This window comes from Shewanella sp. LC6 (genome assembly GCF_006385735.2).
GTDB classification, from domain to species: Bacteria; Pseudomonadota; Gammaproteobacteria; order Enterobacterales; family Shewanellaceae; genus Shewanella; species Shewanella xiamenensis.
Window position 1 is genome coordinate 4,466,672 of the sequence record NZ_CP043902.1, and the last position, 18,961, is coordinate 4,485,632.

The 18,961-nt window shown below is 45.2% G+C and carries 19 protein-coding genes; 7 read left to right on the forward strand and 12 right to left on the reverse strand.

Annotation, left to right across the window (positions count from 1 at the left end; genetic code table 11):
* The first annotated feature begins 324 nt into the window (after positions 1-324).
* Entirely contained in the window at positions 325-639 is a 315-nt protein-coding gene (locus tag FJD32_RS19990; protein ID WP_037414024.1) for a hypothetical protein, read from the forward strand.
* A 6-nt stretch (positions 640-645) separates the two neighbouring features.
* Here FJD32_RS19990 and FJD32_RS19995 read toward each other — a convergent pair whose 3' ends face one another.
* On the reverse strand, positions 646-1,155 hold the full coding sequence (locus tag FJD32_RS19995; RefSeq protein WP_037428645.1) for a DUF4240 domain-containing protein: 510 nt from the start codon (positions 1,153-1,155) through the stop codon (positions 646-648).
* A 123-nt stretch (positions 1,156-1,278) separates the two neighbouring features.
* Here FJD32_RS19995 and FJD32_RS20000 point away from each other — a divergent pair, with 123 nt between their 5' ends.
* From FJD32_RS20000 to FJD32_RS20015, 4 genes are all read left to right on the forward strand, one after another.
* Positions 1,279-1,662: a hypothetical protein gene (locus FJD32_RS20000; protein ID WP_037428713.1), complete on the forward strand. Its 384-nt coding sequence runs from the start codon at positions 1,279-1,281 to the stop codon at positions 1,660-1,662.
* A 73-nt stretch (positions 1,663-1,735) separates the two neighbouring features.
* A complete protein-coding gene (locus tag FJD32_RS20005; protein ID WP_037428647.1) occupies positions 1,736-2,533 on the forward strand; it encodes a response regulator in 798 nt (265 codons plus the stop codon).
* A 96-nt stretch (positions 2,534-2,629) separates the two neighbouring features.
* On the forward strand, positions 2,630-2,953 hold the full coding sequence (locus FJD32_RS20010; protein WP_219848070.1) for an HU family DNA-binding protein: 324 nt from the start codon (positions 2,630-2,632) through the stop codon (positions 2,951-2,953).
* A gap of 288 nt (positions 2,954-3,241) precedes the next feature.
* Entirely contained in the window at positions 3,242-3,934 is a 693-nt protein-coding gene (locus FJD32_RS20015; RefSeq protein WP_037428649.1) for a TorF family putative porin, read from the forward strand.
* Positions 3,935-3,979: 45 nt separating this feature from the next.
* Here FJD32_RS20015 and rimK read toward each other — a convergent pair whose 3' ends face one another.
* The 4 genes from rimK to FJD32_RS20035 form a co-directional block, all read right to left on the reverse strand.
* Positions 3,980-4,885: a 30S ribosomal protein S6--L-glutamate ligase gene (rimK, locus tag FJD32_RS20020; RefSeq protein WP_037414013.1), complete on the reverse strand. Its 906-nt coding sequence runs from the start codon at positions 4,883-4,885 to the stop codon at positions 3,980-3,982.
* A 150-nt stretch (positions 4,886-5,035) separates the two neighbouring features.
* Positions 5,036-6,757, reverse strand: a complete 1,722-nt coding sequence (locus FJD32_RS20025; protein ID WP_037428652.1) for a GGDEF domain-containing response regulator — start codon at positions 6,755-6,757, stop codon at positions 5,036-5,038.
* Positions 6,758-6,766: 9 nt separating this feature from the next.
* A complete protein-coding gene (locus FJD32_RS20030) occupies positions 6,767-7,201 on the reverse strand; it encodes a response regulator (protein WP_037428655.1) in 435 nt (144 codons plus the stop codon).
* On the reverse strand, positions 7,198-9,351 hold the full coding sequence (locus FJD32_RS20035) for a CHASE domain-containing protein (protein WP_037428657.1): 2,154 nt from the start codon (positions 9,349-9,351) through the stop codon (positions 7,198-7,200). The genes FJD32_RS20030 and FJD32_RS20035 overlap by 4 nt, the downstream gene beginning before the upstream one ends.
* 309 nt (positions 9,352-9,660) lie before the next feature.
* On the opposite strand from FJD32_RS20035, the gene FJD32_RS20040 reads away from it, so the two are divergent.
* Positions 9,661-9,837 carry a hypothetical protein gene (locus tag FJD32_RS20040; protein ID WP_011621344.1) on the forward strand — a complete coding sequence of 59 codons (177 nt, stop codon included), beginning with the start codon at positions 9,661-9,663 and terminating at the stop codon, positions 9,835-9,837.
* Positions 9,838-10,339: 502 nt separating this feature from the next.
* Entirely contained in the window at positions 10,340-11,695 is a 1,356-nt protein-coding gene (locus FJD32_RS20045; RefSeq protein ID WP_069453686.1) for a flavohemoglobin expression-modulating QEGLA motif protein, read from the forward strand.
* Between the two features lie 44 nt (positions 11,696-11,739).
* Here the strand turns inward: FJD32_RS20045 and FJD32_RS20050 are convergent, their stop codons facing one another.
* The 7 genes from FJD32_RS20050 to arsB form a co-directional block, all read right to left on the reverse strand.
* Positions 11,740-13,182 (reverse strand): MBL fold metallo-hydrolase, encoded by a 1,443-nt coding sequence (locus FJD32_RS20050; RefSeq protein ID WP_088586185.1) that lies wholly within the window; start codon positions 13,180-13,182, stop codon positions 11,740-11,742.
* Positions 13,183-13,299: 117 nt separating this feature from the next.
* Entirely contained in the window at positions 13,300-14,037 is a 738-nt protein-coding gene (locus tag FJD32_RS20055; RefSeq protein ID WP_226871922.1) for a DUF2927 domain-containing protein, read from the reverse strand.
* Positions 14,038-14,173: 136 nt separating this feature from the next.
* Positions 14,174-15,442 carry an organoarsenical effux MFS transporter ArsJ gene (gene arsJ / locus FJD32_RS20060; protein WP_088586187.1) on the reverse strand — a complete coding sequence of 423 codons (1,269 nt, stop codon included), beginning with the start codon at positions 15,440-15,442 and terminating at the stop codon, positions 14,174-14,176.
* A 9-nt stretch (positions 15,443-15,451) separates the two neighbouring features.
* Entirely contained in the window at positions 15,452-16,465 is a 1,014-nt protein-coding gene (locus tag FJD32_RS20065) for an ArsJ-associated glyceraldehyde-3-phosphate dehydrogenase (RefSeq protein WP_088586188.1), read from the reverse strand.
* Positions 16,466-16,655: 190 nt separating this feature from the next.
* Entirely contained in the window at positions 16,656-16,892 is a 237-nt protein-coding gene (locus tag FJD32_RS20070; RefSeq protein ID WP_037413994.1) for a thioredoxin family protein, read from the reverse strand.
* A gap of 9 nt (positions 16,893-16,901) precedes the next feature.
* Entirely contained in the window at positions 16,902-17,897 is a 996-nt protein-coding gene (locus tag FJD32_RS20075) for a permease (protein WP_088586189.1), read from the reverse strand.
* A 41-nt stretch (positions 17,898-17,938) separates the two neighbouring features.
* A complete protein-coding gene (gene arsB, locus FJD32_RS20080) occupies positions 17,939-18,958 on the reverse strand; it encodes an ACR3 family arsenite efflux transporter (protein WP_088586190.1) in 1,020 nt (339 codons plus the stop codon).
* Between the last annotated feature and the right edge of the window lie 3 nt (positions 18,959-18,961).

The following is an 18,961-nucleotide window of genomic DNA, read 5'->3' on the forward strand; positions in this document are numbered from 1 at the left end:
TCAATAAACGTGAATAATTAACCAACCAGCAAGTTGCTAAGACACTTGATTTGATGATGAGACAGTCAGACTGATCTACTAAAAACCTTAGTCGGGCATAGGCTCATTACGAAGCCGCAGGGATGATAAGGACTGTAGAAGCAGATATCCATCAGGGCCAGAGGGATCCCTCAATAACAGGCCGGATATATGGGTGCAATGAACTCTTCTCAAAATCGTTATCGAATGTCTTGCAAACCGGATGGGTCCATATATGCACGATGAAAGCCAAACGACGATTTAAAAACCAACCGAGTTCTGGTGATTTTAATTTGGAGTTTATCTATGAAGCTAAAAACGGCCCCCATACGCCATGCAGTGATAACAAAGTTTACCTTATGCACTCTGCTCACACTCAGCACACTGATCAGTTTATCTAGCCATGCAGCGACACTGACGGCCGAACAGCAACAAGCAGTAAAATCGCACTTCGATAAACTGGCCCAGTCACAGCAAGTTGCAGAGCAACGCCTGACTGAGCAGCTCGATCAAGAATTTACCCGCCAATTAGCACAGGAGGAGCATCAGTTCATGCGCCAAACGTGTACCCAATACGGCATGACCTTCGACGTTACCAGTAACGCATGTTTGCGCTCTTAGGGCGAATTAAAACGGAAAACGCGCACTAAGCTCAGGATATTGCTGTCTTAAGTCTTTGGGTTTAGTGCTAAATTTTTTGCCTACGGGAGTCGCTTTACCCGAAGGCATAAAAGGCAACTCTTTACCCGTTCGGTCTTCGTATAATTGCCCTGCAATAAGATCGTAATCTTCAATAAAGGGATAGGCATAACCATCCTTTTCTGGCCATGCAGTTAACTTCGCTAACGAATCAGGCTGGGCAATCACAGCCTCATAACTGGCTTGTCCAAGTGAAATCAGAAAAGCGCGAAATTCGGCAAAGGCATAATCAGAATCACACCCCGTAATGATATAAGCCGCCCCCCAAACCGACCATAAATAACTTCGGCGCATCTGTTGACCAAACAGCTTATCAAAGACTTTTAGCTCTTCATCACTCAGTTTACTCAGTTTCAGCTTTAATGCCTCAACCAAAGACTCTTGGGATTGCGCTGGTTCACTGCGGGTCACTAAGTCCCAAAATTCTACTTCTGTCATCACTTAACCTAATTTAATGCCCAAGCAAAGGCGTATTCTACATGATAATACGGTTATGCTGGACTCAGTTCGGGGCATTTCCTACACTTGCTCCACTTCACATTAGCCAGTAACCCTAACTTTATGCCTAAACGCCTAATCCTATTGATAACCCTTTATACTCTGTTTGCCATTGTTGCCCTATTACGGGCTGTCGCCACCACCTCCTTCGATTTGTTTACCTTAGGTGTATTACCCGTTTTGTTTGGCATACTGACACAAGCACCTTGGTCTAGCTTAGTGCTCAAAATTTATATTGGATTACAAACCTTAGGCCTGTCAGCACTTGGGGTTACTGCCATTATCGCCTATCAGATTACACCTCAAGACGTTAAAGTGGTGGTAGAGGGTCATAACATCCCGATGTTACCGCTGGTGCTGTCTATCATTGCCCTGCTATTAGTACAGTATTGGATCGCATTTTCACGGGTAACCCGTGATTATTTAACTGCAAAATTGAAAGCTTGATTTAATGTGTTGCGAAGCAGTTATTTCTCGCCTAAGTTAACGCCTTTCTAAAAAAGCCCAATAGCTTGTGACTATGACTCATTTATCGCCTAACGAATTATCGATGCTTATTATTGAGCCATCGGAAACCCAGCGCCGCATTATCATCAAGCGCTTACAGCAAGAAGGCATTGTTAGCATCGAAAATGCTGCCAATATTGAAGAGGCTAAAGGACTCATTGCTCGACACAAACCCGATCTCATTGCCAGTGCAATGCATTTTGAAGATGGAACAGCGACCGAGTTTTTGAACTACCTGCGCAGCAAAAGTGAATATAAAGATATTCAATTTATGCTGATCTCAAGTGAATGTCGCCGTGAACAATTGGAGATTTTCCGCCAGTCTGGCGTAGTCGCGATTCTGCCAAAACCTTTTAATGCCGAACACTTAGGCAAGGCGCTAAATGCGACCATCGATTTGCTCAGCCACGATGAACTCGACTTAAGCCACTTCGATGTGCACGATGTACGCGTGCTTGTGGTTGATGACAGTCGCATGGCACGTAATGTGATCAAGCGAACTATTGGTAATTTGGGGATAAAACTGATTACCGAAGCAGAAGATGGTGCGCAAGCCATTGAATTAATGCGTCATAATATGTTTGATTTAATTATCACTGATTACAATATGCCCAGCGTTGATGGACTGGCATTAACGCAATTTATCCGTAATGAAAGTCAACAATCCCACGTGCCTATTTTAATGGTCTCGTCTGAGGCTAACGATACACATTTAAGTAATGTATCTCAGGCTGGGGTGAATGCCCTGTGCGACAAGCCCTTCGAACCCAAATTGGTTAAGCAACTCTTATATCAGTTGCTCGAAGAATAAAACCTAAGTCACGAATGGCGCAAATACCCTCCAATTTTGTTACTTCGATGACACAAGCCCGCAGCAAAGGGCTTTCCAACGCTTTAACCTTGTGGCATGTTAGGCTCGCTGACTTACATAAATCTACGGAAAGAAGAGACAATAAAAATGAACAAAACTGAACTTATCGCCAAAATTGCAGAAAATGCCGATATCACTAAAGCTGAAGCAGCACGAGCATTGAAATCTTTCGAAGCGGCGATTACTGAATCAATGAAAAACGGTGACAAAATCTCTATCGTCGGATTTGGCTCCTTTGAAACAGCGACTCGTGCAGCTCGTACTGGTCGTAACCCACAAACGGGCAAAGAAATCCAGATCGCTGAAGCCACTGTGCCTAAGTTTAAAGCGGGTAAAACCTTGCGTGATAGTGTGAACTAATTCGCTCGACATTGATTTTATAAAACGCCTCCTCTGTGAGGCGTTTTTTTTCCCTCACGAAAGCATAAAAGATGATTTTTTGCACAAACACAGTGCGTCCACCGCTCCATTTTTGAGCGCTTTAAAACATTTAATTAACATAAATTATGTAACCAGTTGTTTTTAAAGATGTTCAAATAATGGCATGTGATTAGCAACTCCCTTATCAGAAAAAACCATGATGCACCAATGCCGCCGTATTTAAGTGGCATGAGTGAATCGATAAATAAATCAATCGAGGGGATGAGTATGAGAAAATCACTGTACAGCGTTTTGGCATTATCGACGGGATTATTACTAACCACTAACGTCTTTGCGGCGGTATCCGGCAATATTGGCGGCACATCAAACTATCTATGGCGCGGAGTGACTCAAACCAATGATGCGGTGGCGATCCAAGGCGGTCTTGACTACAGTCATGACTCAGGATTTTATGCGGGTACGTGGGCATCAAATGTCGATTTTGGCAATGACACTAGCTACGAGTTAGACCTCTATGCTGGTTACGGTGGCAACATCACCGACGATCTCAGCTATGATTTTGGCTATCTCTATTATGCCTACCCCGATGCCGAAGGCAGCATCGATTTTGGTGAGCTCCACGGGGCTATTACCTGGAAGTGGGTCGAACTTAGTTATTCCCACGTGATCAATGCGGGTGATGACGTAGCGGCGGAACCACTCGATAACAAAGATATGAGTTATCTTGCCGCCACAGCATCTTTCCCTTTAACCGAGAAACTTAGCCTGTCATTCCACTATGGCTACTCCACAGGAGATGTGGTTGAAGCTTGGTTTGGTGAGGATAACTATGCCGATTACAACCTAACACTTAGTGCAGATACCAGCATGGGCACAGTCTCTTTTATGGTATCAGATACTGATCTGGCTGATGACGATGCTAAAATCGCTTTAGGTTACTCCTATAGCTTTGATTTATAAAATAAAGAACTAAGAAACACGCCGCGTTAATCGCGGCGTATTTTATTAAGCGATCACCGCCCGATTCGACTTACGTGCTAACACCATTTTCTCAATATATTCCACAATAGGCTCAGTTACCGAAATACCCGTAGTTTGCTCAATACCTTCGATACCGGGAGCTGAGTTCACCTCAAGGATCAACGGGCCACGATTCGAACGTAAAATATCCACGCCTGCAACGACTAATCCCATCGCTTTAACAGCGGCAACGGCCATCTTGCGCTCTTCTGGCGTAATTTTCACTTTTTCACCACAGCCGCCTAAGTGTAAGTTTGAACGAAAATCGCCCTCTGGCCCCTGACGCTTCATCGAGGCCACCACTTTATCACCCACCACAAAACAACGAATATCACTGCCGTTGGACTCTTGAATATACTCTTGCACCAAAATATTGGCTTTGAGCCCTAAAAAGGCTTCAATCACGCTCTCAGCGGCGGTTTTCGTTTCCGCTAATACCACCCCAATCCCCTGCGTACCTTCGAGTAACTTGATCACTAAAGGAGCACCGCCCACCATATTAATGAGATCAGGAATATCATTGGGTTTATTGGCAAATCCAGTGATAGGCATACCAATGCCTTTGCGTGAAAGTAATTGCAGAGCACGTAACTTATCCCGCGAGCGTGCTATCGAAATTGAATCGTTGGCGGCAAATACACCCATCATTTCAAACTGGCGCACCACTGCGCAGCCATAAAAGGTCACACTGGCATGAATACGCGGAATAATGGCATCAAACCCTGTTAATTCTTCTCCCTGATAATGAATGCTAGGTTTAACGGAATTAATATTCATGTAGCAATTCAAGGTATTAATCACCACAGCCTCATGACCACGGCTTTCGCAGGCGGCCACTAAACGTCGGGTGGAATACAATTCTGGAAACTGAGATAAAATACCGATTTTCATTACTAAATGACCAAATTAAACACAGTGATTGAAGCTCTGAGCACATTGCATCAGAAAGGGGCGCTGATATTTGTCTATTGCTCAGTGTAAAGCAAGAAAATATTCCTCACCAGACGAAAACCTAAGCCTTAGTCAAACGTAAGATAATCTTCACAATTTAGTGACTAACGGTGTAATGAACCTTGCTTCAAATTCGCTTGCCTCTAGAGGACGAGAAAAGAAGTATCCCTGTAATAGATTGCAGTGCCTTACTGTACAAAACTCCGCTTGCTCGAGGGTTTCAATTCCCTCGGCAACAGAGGTGACGTTAAAGCCATAGGCAAAGTTAAGCAACGCTGTGAGTAAACGAGTGTCCTTTTCGTCCTTATCGTAGGAAGCAATAAAACTTTTATCGATTTTTAACACGCTGATGGGGAACAACTTTATATGTTCAAGGGATGAAAATCCGGTACCAAAATCGTCCAACGCAAATCGCACTCCAAGTTGGGCTATTTTATCGAGGATCTTGGCATGTTCGTGGGGTTCTTCAATCAAACAGTTTTCAGTAATTTCCAACTCAAGTGCACTGGGCGCTAGCCCTGTCACGTTAAGAACATGGGCGATTTTCTCATATAAGTTGATATGCCCAATTTGAGATGCAGATAAGTTCACTGCAATGGTAAAGCGATGCCCTGTTGATGCTAATTGGCTCAGCCAATATTGGGCCTGTCGGCAGGCTTCATACAATACCCAGTCACCGATTTCTTCCATTAACCCAATTTCTTCCGCTATGGGCAGAAATTGGTCCGGAGAAATCAAACCATCTTCGGGATGCTGCCAACGAATTAACGCCTCCATTCCCACCATATGGTGTGTTTGCGCGTCAACTTGCACCTGATAATAAACCTTAAACTGATTCTGCCTTAAGGCCATTTTTAAGCTGGACTCGATATGATTGCGGTAGCGGACTTCTTTATCTAGCGCCTCGGAATAAAACTGGATCTGATTGCGCCCCATTTTCTTAGCACGATACATGGCGATATCGGCGCATTTCATTAACTCAGAGCTATCGGAGGCGGCTTCATTATAAAATGCCACGCCAATACTGGCGCCAATCATCACATCGTTATCTCCAAGGCAAAACACTTCTTCAAAAGCTTTAAGTAGACGGTTAGCCACTATCATGGGGAAATATTTGTAGTCATTGTCAGTCACTAACACCACAAATTCATCCCCGCCTAAACGAGCAATGACGTCACCATCCCGTAACACGGCACTGAGTCTAGATGCGACTTTCACCAACAAAATATCACCAGTCTGGTGACCTAACGTGTCATTAATCGCTTTAAAATCATCAAGATCAAGTAAAATCACGGCTAAAAAATCATTACTGCGTTTTGCTCTTGCAATGGCGCGATTTAAACACAGCTCAAATCCATAACGATTCATCAACTTGGTGAGTGAATCGTGCTCCGCCAGTTCTTTCAGTTTCTGATGGCTATTTCGTAGGGCAAGTGCCATTGAGGCGCGCTGTTTAGCGTAACGAATTGAACGACTCAGGATTCTTGAGTTAACTTCATCTTTAAGTAAGAAATCTTGGGCACCTAACTCAATACAACGCTGAGCGAGTTTTTCATCTTCGTAACGGCTCAACATCACCACCACAGTTTGATCTTGAGTCATAGAATTGAGCTTGATAAGCACTTCTAAGCCATTAGCATCGGGCAATAGGTAATCGAGTAGAATCCCGTCAAAATGACGCTCCAAGGCAAGATTCAATCCATCAAAAGCACAGTTTGCCTCAACCACATTAAAAGCTAACTTGGACTGTCGTAGCGCTCGAATAATAGCGGTTCTATCAACTTCATCATCATCGATAAGTAGTAAATCCATATACACATCCTATACGCTTGGAAGCTCAACGATGCGCCAGTAGCCTTCCAACATATTAAAAATATTGTGGAAACCATCTTTAATATCTGTTTTAACCATGTAACCAGCCACATGGTGACGGTAGGCTCTCATCCGATCTTCATCGGTACTAGAAGTCGTCAGCATAAACACAACGGAAGAAGACAACGTCGGATCAGAACGAATATGTTCAAGAAATTCAAAACCATTCATTCTGGGCATATTGAGATCGAGCAAGATCAAGTATGACCCCTTGATAGCGTTGGTATGCGTCAGAATTGAAAGTGCTTCAAGCCCGTCCCTCGCTCGCACAAGAGGATTAAGCAAACGCAGTTGCTTCATCGACCTCTGCACCGCCATATAATCCACATCATCATCATCAACTAACAGAATGGTCACTTGTTTATAGTCATGGCTATTACTCATACCGCCTCCTTGTTGACTATGTGCATCGGCCAGCTAAACCTAAAGCAACAACCTCGCCCCGCTGATTCAAGTAGAATTTCTCCCCCTAGACTTTCAACCGTCTTTTTGACAAGCGACAATCCCAAACCGCTTCCCTCGACTTCATCTCTTGGTCTAAGAGTTTGAAACATTTCAAATACTTTCTGGTGAAACGGGGCAGAAATTCCAGGTCCATCATCAATCACGCTAAACCAGTAATAGTGGCCTTTTGTTTCACATTGCACCTTAAGTACACCACCACCTCTATCATGGTGTTTAATGGCATTGCTAATTAAATTCCGAACGACTAGTTCTAAGAGCGTTTTAACCGTTTTAAATCGTGGAAAATTACCTTCGATGACCAATTCAAATCCCTGAGGCGGAGCGACCAAAGCGAACATATCTTCGACCAGTTGTCGACAATCAGTGTCAACCATTTCAATATCAACACGCCCAATGCGTGAAAACGTTAACAACCCGTCGAGTAATAACACCATTCTCTGGATACGATTCTGAATTAAACCTAAGTATTTTTGGACATTTTCATTAGTGTTATCAGCAAGATCTTCACTTAACCAATGGGTTAGTTGCTCAATACCTCTGAGGGGCGACTTCAAGTCATGGGAAGCAATATAGGCAAATCTATCTAGCTCTTGATTAATACGCTCCAACTCTGTCGTATGCTCGATACGCTGCGCTTCAATCCGCTTACGTTCAGAAATATTATTGATCGTCGTTAAAATGTAGATCCCATTACTAAAGTGAATAGGAGTTAATCCGACCTCGATCGCCAAACGTGTACCATCTTTGCAGCAACCAAACAGATCATCCCGCATCGACATATTCTTCGCGATGGGATGAAGCAGGTAATGAGATAGATGCTTTTTATGAATTTCCCTAAGCGATTCAGGTAGTAACATATTAATTGAACGTCCAAGTAACTCCTCCCTCGTATAACCAAAAAGCCTTTCGGCATGGGTATTGACTAAGGTAATCGCGCCTGTTTTATCAACCATAAACAGTGCACTCGGAGAAGCCTCGATGACTAGACGAAAGCGTTTTTCATTGGCAATTAATTCGGCGGTTAACATTGACTCTTGGTAACGGTTACGAGCCATACTGATCACTGCATAAAGTAAGGCAAGAATAAAGGCGCAGCCAATCACTTGCAGCCACATACTTTGGGTTTGCTCTGCAATTGAAATAAAGCGCGACTCAGAAGAAACATCTATTCGCCAAACTTGCCCTTCCATGTTTTCTAGTTTTGATTGATAAAAAACATCCTTCGGAGAGGGAAGCGCTTTGTGGGAACTAAACATTAAACTGGCATGATTTGCCTCTGAACCATCATAAATGGCAAGTTTTAGACCGGAAAAACGTTTTCCCATAATGCCCTGCATTAAATTATCCATCCGAAAAGGTGCGTAAACCACACCTATCGCTTGCTGTAGACGTTCCGCTTCTGTCACGGGTTGACCATGATAAAAAGGAACATACATCAATACACCAGCCTGAGAATTATCGGGTGTTTCCTGCACTAAGGTAACTTTGCCAGACACCTTAACTTGTCCCGAAGCAATAGCGTTTAGAATTGCAGTGCGACGAGTTGATTCGGAACACATGTCAAAACCAAATGCCCGTTGATTTCGCCAGTCGAATGGTTCTAAATATTTGATAACACAGTAAAGCTCTCTATTACCTGTGGGAGTGACGCGAAAATCAGTAAATCCCTCCTCTCGGACTTGCTGGGTAAATTGATCCAAGATAGTAGGCGTAACTAACTCAGCATAACCAATACCTTGAATTCCTGGGTAATAATCAGATAAACGAGCATTGGTTACATAGGTATGCCACTCACTGCGGGTGACGCCGTTGGAGGACAAAAAAAGCCCTACTCCACCACGTAAAACTTGCTCATAGGCCGTCATTCTTCGGGTAACGGCTTCGGACAAATCCTGCACATTATTATTAAACCGCTCTTCGCCTCGATCTCTTAAATATTCCTCTAAAACAAACCAAGAAATACCCATAAAAGTCAGCGCGGCAAATAACATCAGCCAACTTGAACGAATCACACTAACGAAAAAACTTTTTGGGGGGCCGAAAGATTCAGGAAAACGGTCCGTGTCCATATTAGCTTCCCTAGCAAAGTTACATTTGAGTGTCTTCCCCAAGTGTTGTTCGATTTTTATGCAAATTCAAGTTTATCCGACTATTTAAGTAGGACTTAACATCAATATAAAAAGAAAGTGTTATGCGCTAAATCACAAAATTCAGCAAAAACTTAAATAGCCTTAACTCCCCTAAAAATCCAGTAATGCCATAGGAGTAACACACTGTCGTATGGGAAAAAAAATTTGCGTTTATGAGTAAAATTTTTTGCTTTTCTGCCACACTCTTTTTAGATAGAAAGGCGTTAGGAACAACATGAGGAATTCGTTATGGCTCATATTACTGAAGTCGTGCCCAACGATACTGAAATTGAGGCAATGACCACCCCTAGAAATAGCAAAGCAGCAGAGGCAATGCAGCATAAGCGTGAAATCAAGAAACGCTTAGAAGATTATCTCGAACGTGCCGAATTACGACGCGCATTAGGAGATGATGACTTTTTCTAAACTTCCTACTCCCATAAGGCATTATGGTCGTTTAAGTTCACGACTGTTATCCAAACCTTCACCCAGCTCCTTGGGGCTGGGTGCAAACGTTAACACTGATTTACCAAGCCGACTTTTCCTCATTTTATAAACCTGTGTCAGCCTAGTTTTATCAGCTACCGTTAAATCGACACAACCAACACATGCACTGCTGCATCGTTTCTCAAATAGCACAGTGCAGCCATAATCATCTCACACAGACTTTATAACCTTTTAGCATAAACTAATTAGTCTTAATCTCATTGGGATAACACAATATTTAACAGTTACTTGCATAAAAAATATTCGCCATTTTCAGGCTAAAACAATTCATATTGCACCAAAATGATTCACTAAATCGATAGCAGATAAGATACTTAATCGACAAGATTTAATTGTTCTGGGTAAGAAACCTATAAAAACAACGACTTTACCGCTATGATTGAACTAATTTTAGCGCCTAAGTAGCAACAGGATTTCGGGAATGTCAGAGTCATTAGCCCAGTACCAAGAAGATTTACGTCGCTTTTCCGATGAGCTGATCCGCATTCAAACCCCGATCAAGATTTTAGACGCCATCAAATGGCCGCGGGAAATGGAGGAGCGTTTTCTTTCTAGTAAAGGCACGGTTCTGCCAGCAATTACACAGGATTTTTATCAAAAAATTGCTCTGCCCTTCGATCCCGTAAAAACACAGGCTGAATTACTTTCGCTCAAACAAGACATTCATCGACGTTTAGGCAAAAAAGACAAGCTGGGCAAGATATTAGTCGCTAACGTAGACCAGTATCGTCTGGTGGTCGATATGCTGGGTCATCGAGGGACCCCTGTCTTTGGTCAGCTTAGCCAAGAACTCTACGGCAGCGCCAGCCACAGATTACATGGCGATCGCCACACTCTACGTCAATTGGGCGATAAACTCAGTTATATCTTCTCATTGCCCGCTGCGCGGCATATGAATAAGCATCACCCTAAAATCATCAGTGCCCCCGAAGCCGTGAATGTGCTGAGCCAGCGATTGGAAAAATACTTCCATAGCGATGATATGCGGGTGCGTTTGAGTGACGGGATTGTGTCTGACGCCGCAGTGGGGGGCGATACGGTCAAACTCAATAGTAAGGCCATGTTCAGCGAGTCAGATCTCAATGTGTACGAAGTTCATGAAGGTTGGGTGCATGTGGGCACCACCCTGAATGGTCGGGCTCAACCCCATGCTACTTGGCTCAGCGTCGGCTCACCCCGCGTAGCTGCCACCCAAGAAGGGCTTGCTGTATTACTCGAAATGCTCACCCTAAGCTCAAACCCAGGCCGTGCCCGCCGTATTAGCGACCGTGTCGCAGCGGTAGATATGGCGGAAAATGGGGCCAACTTTATTGAAGTATTTAACTATTTTAGAGAGTTAAATCTTAGCGCTAAGGATAGTTATCGAGTCACACAAAGGGTGTTTCGTGGCGGTATGGTCGAAGGCGGCAGCTTTTTTACCAAAGATATTTCCTATGTGCGTGGTTATGTTGAGAACATCAACTTTATCCGCAGCGCCATCACATCGGGTTTACCCGAACTTATCCCTATGCTGTTTTTGGGCAAACTCGCCATTGAGGATATTCCCGTTCTCTATCAAGCCTGCCAAGAAGGTATAATTACGCCGCCAAAATATTTACCGCCCATGTTCGACAACTTTAGCGGCTTGTATGCTTGGTTTGGTTTCGCCTCAGGATTGGCAGGTATCGATCTGAAAGGGGTGCAACGTCACTTCACTCGCCTATTTAAAGATGTGCCTAGTATCGATCCAAGCTTAGAGTTATTCGACGATACAGAGTTTGATAATAACTCGGACTAATCAAGTCATTTTGCCACAGCCCTCTTCGGGCTGTGGCCTATCGCTTAAGTTGTTATCCACATCAGTTTGGGTAAGGCGTTCAAATCCAACTTATCGCCACGGGTGGCAATAGCCAGTGCCTTAGGTTTAGTTTTCGGATCTTGATTCATGACGGTCACTAATCCCTGTTGTGCTTGGGCCTCGCCATGCACTAGCACTAAAGGTGGTTGATCTTCAAAGTGCCGATACCAACGTAGCAACTCTGCCTGATCCGCATGGGCCGATAAGCCTCCGACGGTATGTAACTTGGCGGCAACTTTGACGCTATTACCATGGATAGTGAGCTCCTCAGCGCCATCGACCAAGGCTCGTCCAGGCGTGCCAAGCGCTTGGAAACCACAGATAATCACATCACATTCTGGCCGCCACAGATTATGTTCCAAATGACTACGGATACGGCCACCATTACACATGCCGCTACCCGCAATAATGATCAAGCCCTGATGCACATCGTTTAATGCGATAGACTCTTCAGTAGTTTGAATAAATTCGACATTCGATAATAAGGGATGTTGCCCCGGATGCTGGCGAGTAAAACGCTTAAAATCATCATCCATTAACGGATAGTTATTAACATATACCCGTGTTGCCTCAATCGCCATTGGACTATCGAGGCAGACTTTCCAGCGAGATAAATCCCAATCTTTAGCATATAAATGAAATAGATATAAAAGCTCCTGCGCTCGCCCTACTGAGAAGGCTGGCAAAAGAATATTACCGCGGCTCTCGGTGACTGCCTTAGCAAAAATCGCCTTTAATTCGGCCAGAGTATCAGTCCAGCTTCGGTGGAAACGATCGCCGTAGGTGCTTTCCATTAACACTAAATCTGCGGTGTCGACTAAGGTGGGATTACGTAATATCGGCATACCCGCCCGGCCAAGATCACCACTAAAGACGATTTTCTTCTGGGACTTACCTTCGCCTAACCATAACTCGACTAAGGCAGAACCTAAAATATGCCCCGCATCTGAGAGGCAAATATCCACATGGGGAATAACCTGAGTCACTTGGCCGTATTCCAGCGACACAAATTGACTAATGGCCTGTTCGGCATCTTCGACGGTGAATAGTGGCTCTAGGGGGTCAAGATCATGTTTAGCACGCTTTTTATTGGTTCTTTCAGTGTCGCGCACCTGCAGCATTGCCGCATCTTTAAGCATGATCGCGCACAGATCTGCTGTGGCTTTATGGGTATAGATTGGCCCATCAAAACCCGCTTTGACTAAGAGTGGTAAACGCCCTGAATGGTCGATATGGGCATGGCTGAGTACAACTGCGGAAATAGACTCAGGATCGAAGGTGAAGGGCTCATGGTTACGCAATTCATCCGCTTTACCACCTTGGATTAAACCACAATCGAGTAATAAGTGTTCATGATCGACCGAGAGCAAATGGCATGAGCCGGTCACTTCCTCTGTCGCCCCTAAAAACTGCAGTGTCATCCGCATGGTGTGCCTCCAACGTGATTACCTCGTATAAAGCTAGACTATGCCCTTATTCCTAAAACAAAAAGCAATAATTAGTCGCATGCGAGCAATGTCAACTTTTGCCGTAACACTCAAGCATCAATAACCTAATAGCGGGTACAACTCACCTTGGCGCACGGTTTTATCGGCATTGATTAAGGTGCCATCACGCTGCCATTGAACGAGTTGCTCTTGAATGATGGGTTGCACTTCTTTTGCCGTCATCCCCGCGTTAATCTGGCGACTGTAGAGTAATTTCAGCAAAATATAATCGAGCCCAGTGAGTAAGTCCTGCGGGGTTTTATCGTTAAAGATGGACGGAAATACTTTTTCAGAATCATTGGGTAACCCAAGTACTTGAGTGATTTCTTCGACGATACAAGCCACTAACTTACCATGCATTTTTGCCTGATCCACAGGAATAATTACCCAGGCGCGCTCAATCTCATTCTGAGAGTTGAGGGCAAATTTACCCATACAAACAGAGCCATGAATATTACTGGCTGCACTCGCGCCCATGAGGCGCATCACCTCATCGGCCCATTGGGATTGGCGGGTAAAGACTAAATGTAAATTAGCCTCTTCGAGCTTATCTACCTGCAAAATACTGTGACCCGTGATTTGCGCAAGATGACTTAGATGCATCTGCACCAATTGCGCATGCAGCACATTGTCGCCAACTTGGTGCTCAACAAAGACGCGCACGGGTTTATGCCATTTTCGTACTCGGTGCTTATCTTTATCGTATTCATTTTTAAGGGCTATCTCATCGAAAGCTTGGGTGATGTAGGCTGGATTTTTCCAATCTCGAATGGATGTTGAAGCGAGATTGGGCATGTCGGCCTCTTTGGGACTTAACGTTGGGGAAACCGATGCACAGAGTGGCGCAACAAAGGCTGCAAGTAGCGAAACAATACAGACTAAGCCAATCGAACTCTTCCCCTTGAAGTGCTTTCGCCAGATTAACATCTTATTATTCCTTCGATTGTCGAGGCAACTTAATAGAAATCAAGGCCGTAGTCGCGATAAAGGCTGTCGACATCCATAAGCAGGCCACCAGCCCATGACTCTGATACACCCAGCCAGAAAGCACGGTTCCCACCAAACGCCCCATAGCGTTGGCCATATAATAAAATCCAACATCGAGGGATACCGCCTCCTCGCTGGCATAACTCACAATCAAATAACTGTGCAGCGACGAGTTCACCGCAAACAGAGCACCAAATAGCATTAAGCCCAGCAACAAACTGGCTTCAGGGTAAAAACTGAACTGTATCGCGCTGGCAATCAATGCTGGGATAAAGGCCAAGATACTGGCCCAAATTAACGCGCTGCGACCATCGGGTACAGCACCGACGGCTAAGCTTTGGTGTTGGTGATTCCCAGTGATCTTAGGCGCCAAGGTTTGTACTATACCGTAGCCGATAACCCACACAGCTAAAAAGCCGCCCACCGCCCAATGATCCCAGCCAAATTTACTCGCTAGATACACAGGCAGCGCCACCACAAACCACACATCCCTGGCGGCAAACAGGAATAATCGTGCCGCCGAGAGAATGTTCACACTGCGACTCTTAGAGAAAATCTCCGTAAATTTAGGCTTATTCTTGGCTTTACCTAAATCCTTCTTCAGCATCACTAAGCTAAGTAGCCATACGAGTCCGAGCATACTCGCCATAGTGGCGATCGCCAGCTCAAATCCAAGTAAGGCAAGCAAAACACCACCGAGGAAAAATCCCGCGCCCTTGAGGGCATTTTTAGAACCCGTTAACAAGGCAACCCACTTATAAAGCTTGCCCTGCTCGCCTTTTGGTACTAGCAGTTTGATCGCGCTTTTAGCACTCATCTTATTGAGATCTTTAGCAACTCCAGAAAGCGCCTGCGCCGCCATCACCCAAGGCACGCCCGCGAGCCACAGCGGTAAACTGGCGGCAGGTACCAATAACATTCCTAATGCCAACACCTGCATCCCAAGACCTAGGTTCATGGTGCGATTTAACCCTAAACGCGCACCGAGATAGCCGCCAAGCAGATTAGTCACTACGCCAAAAATCTCATAGAACAAGAACAACATCGCAATCGCGAATGGCGTATAACCGAGATCGTGAAAATGCAGCACCACCAACATCCGCAGCGCGCCGTCGGTTAAGGTAAAACTCCAATAATTGAAGGTGATCAGCAAATATTGCCGCACGGCGGCGGGCAATTGCATCAGTTGTTCAAATAGCTTGGCAGCAGGCACTATGCTCTCCTAACGTGGCACATCAAGCTGACCGACTAAACGGGCAAGCTCGGCGGTGCGGTTGGCATATCCCCATTCATTGTCGTACCACACGTAGAGTTTTAGCTGAGTACCATTCACCACCATGGTCGAGAGCGCATCGACAATGCTCGATCGCGGATCGGTTTTGTAATCCACCGACACCAGCGGCAGCTCTTCATAGCCTAAAATCCCCTTAAGCTCCCCCTCAGCGGCGGTTTGTAGCAGCGCATTCACTTCTTCTTCGGTCACGCTGCGTTCAAGCTCAAATACACAATCCGTCAGCGAGGCATTAGCCAGTGGTACCCGCACGGCGTGGCCATTTAGCTTGCCCTTAAGCTCGGGGAAAATATGGGTAATCGCCGTCGCGCTGCCAGTAGTGGTGGGGATTAAACTCAAACCACAGGCGCGGGCGCGGCGTAAATCTTTATGTGGCGCATCGAGAATGGTTTGGGTGTTAGTAATATCGTGGATCGTAGTCATAGAACCGTGCTTGATGCCGATCTGCTCGTGGATCACTTTAACCACAGGCGCAAGGCAGTTGGTGGTACAGGAAGCCGCGGTCACAATCGGATGAATAGCCGGATCGTACAACTGGTGATTCACCCCCATCACCACATTTAACACTCCTTCCTCTTTGACTGGCGCAGTGACTACAACCCGCTTAACACCTTGATCTAAATAGGCTTGTAATAAGGCTTTGGTTTTCATCACCCCAGAGGCTTCAATCACTACATCGCATCCAGACCAATCGGTCTCGGCAATCGTTTTATTACGTGTGGTGCGAATGGCTTTATCTTGGATCTGGATCGCATCGGCATTCGCTGTCACGGGATAACACCAGCGGCCATGGACAGAATCAAACTCAAGCAAATGGGCTAAGGTGGCCGCATCCCCCGCGGGATCGTTAATCTGCACAAACTCCACCTCATCCCATTCCCATGCCGCGCGCAGGGCTAAACGCCCCATACGGCCGAAGCCATTAATGCCGATTTTGATTGCCATGCTGATATTCCAATATGCTGATTGTGAGTTTTATATTATTAATTTTTAATATGTTATGAATAAGACGGACTTTTTACTTAATCGATAACATCACCATTGCCAACCCTATTGGATGACAATGGCGCATCTTGTTAACGACGATTATTGCTAGGCCAAAAGCAAGTCTTGCTCAATGATAATGGCTACTAATTTACTCCCTTAGCCATCCTTCAATTTCATCTCGGGTCGGTACTGAGCCGCTGTGGATTAACTCACCATCGATCACAACCGCTGGGGTTTTCATTACGTTAAATTTCAATAGGGTTTGCGGATCGGCATCCTTTTTCACAATCACATCTATACCCATTTCTTCAGATATATCCGCAATCATTTCAGCGGTTTTACTACATTTAGCGCAACCACTACCTAATACTTTGACTTGTTTCATGTTATTTCCTTAAAGATACGGTGCTGCAAAATTAAACATCCAACCTACTAACGTAAATGCCGTTAATAGCACAATCAACAGCAGCGCCAACAGGCGCCACTGCATAACTTGTTTGAGTAAAATAAATTCGGGGAAACTGGCTGCCACAGTGCTCATACAAAATGCTAGCGTAGTGCCAATTGGCAGACCGTTTGCTAGCAAGCTTTCCATGACAGGAATAATGCCTGTCGCATTCGAATAAAGGGGAATGCCGATTAATACAGCCGCGGGCACTGACCACCATTGGCCTTGACCTAAGTGGGTTTCAACCCAACCCTCAGGTACAAAACCGTGCAGGGCAGCGCCAAGACCTACGCCGATAATGACCCACTTCCAGACGCGGCCAAAAATATCAATCGCCTCAGCTTTGGCAAATTGGTGACGTTCAGAAAAAGAGAGGGCTCGCTGAGTCGTTGAAACAGCATTTGATGCTGTCATCTGACGCCCACGAACGAGGGCTTCGGCGGCGAAGGATTGCAACCAACGCTCAGCCTTCATCGCATCTAGCAATAATCCGCCGAGCATACCCACTGCCATCCCCACAGCCACATAGAGCAAGGTAAATTTCCAACCGAGTAAACTCATGAGTAATAGGACAGCGACTTCATTGATCAAAGGTGAAGTGATCAAAAAGGCCATAGTAATCCCAAGGGGAATACCCGCCGAGGTAAAACCTAAAAACACTGGTATGCTAGAGCAAGAACAAAAAGGCGTGATGGCGCCAAAAATCGACCCCAGCAAATAACCCATGCCCTTATTCTTGCCCGCTAAATAATTGCGGACTCGCTCAACATCTAAGGACGCCCGCAGCAGGGCGATCACATAAATCATCACCACCAGCAATACGAAAATTTTACTGACATCTTCAACAAAAAAATGCACTGCGTCGCCCAAGGCCGAACCAGCATCGAGGCCAAACACGCCAAACACTAGCCAAGTCGCAAAATCAGTAAATATTTGGAACATAGCGCTCCTTAAAACAATGCAGACCTACACCCTGCGATTTATTAAGATTGAAACCAGTGCCGAGTGCGATTCGCAAAATACACCAGCGACAACATCACAGGCACCTCAACTAATACCCCAACCACAGTCGCGAGAGCCGCTCCCGAGTGCAGACCAAATAATGAAATAGCCACAGCGACCGCCAGCTCAAAAAAGTTAGAAGAGCCAATCATGCTCGCTGGTGCCGCAATCGCATGGGTAAGTTTTAGTTTTAAGGCTAGCCAATAGGCCAAGATAAAAATGCCATAGCTTTGAATAATCAAAGGGATAGCTATGAGTAGAATATTCTGTGGTTGACTCACAATGGTCTTCGCTTGAAAACCAAATAACAGCACAACCGTCGCGAGTAGCCCAATCACAGACCAAGGTTTGAGTTTAGCCAGTAACAGCGGCACAGCACTCGTATCATGGCGCGTCTCAAGGCGTTTTCGAGTCGCAACACCCGCAATCAAAGGCAATAACACATAGAGGACAACCGAAAGTAACAGAGTTTCCCATGGCACTTGAATATCGCTCACACCGAGTAATAATGCCGAGAGTGGCGCAAATAAAAACACCATAATGATATCGTTAACAGAGACTTGCACTAGCGTATAGTTCGGGTCACCTTTCGTCAGTTGACTCCACACAAACACCATTGCAGTACAAGGCGCCACACCGAGTAATATCATTCCCGCGATATATTCACTGGCGGTTTGTGGATCAACCCAGTCGGCAAATAGCAACTTGAAAAATAACCAGCCTAACAATGCCATAGTAAAAGGTTTAACGAGCCAGTTGATGAAAAGCGTTAACATCAATCCCTTCGGCGCTTTGCCAACATCTTTCACCGCAGAAAAATCAATCTGCACCATCATGGGATAAATCATTACCCAGATAAACAGGGCGATGACTAAATTAACATGGGCATATTCAAGCGCGGCTACAGCAGCAAATACACCGGGGACAACATTCCCCAACACAACCCCAGCAATAATGCTCAGCCCGACCCAAACACTTAAATAACGCTCAAAAATTCCCATATA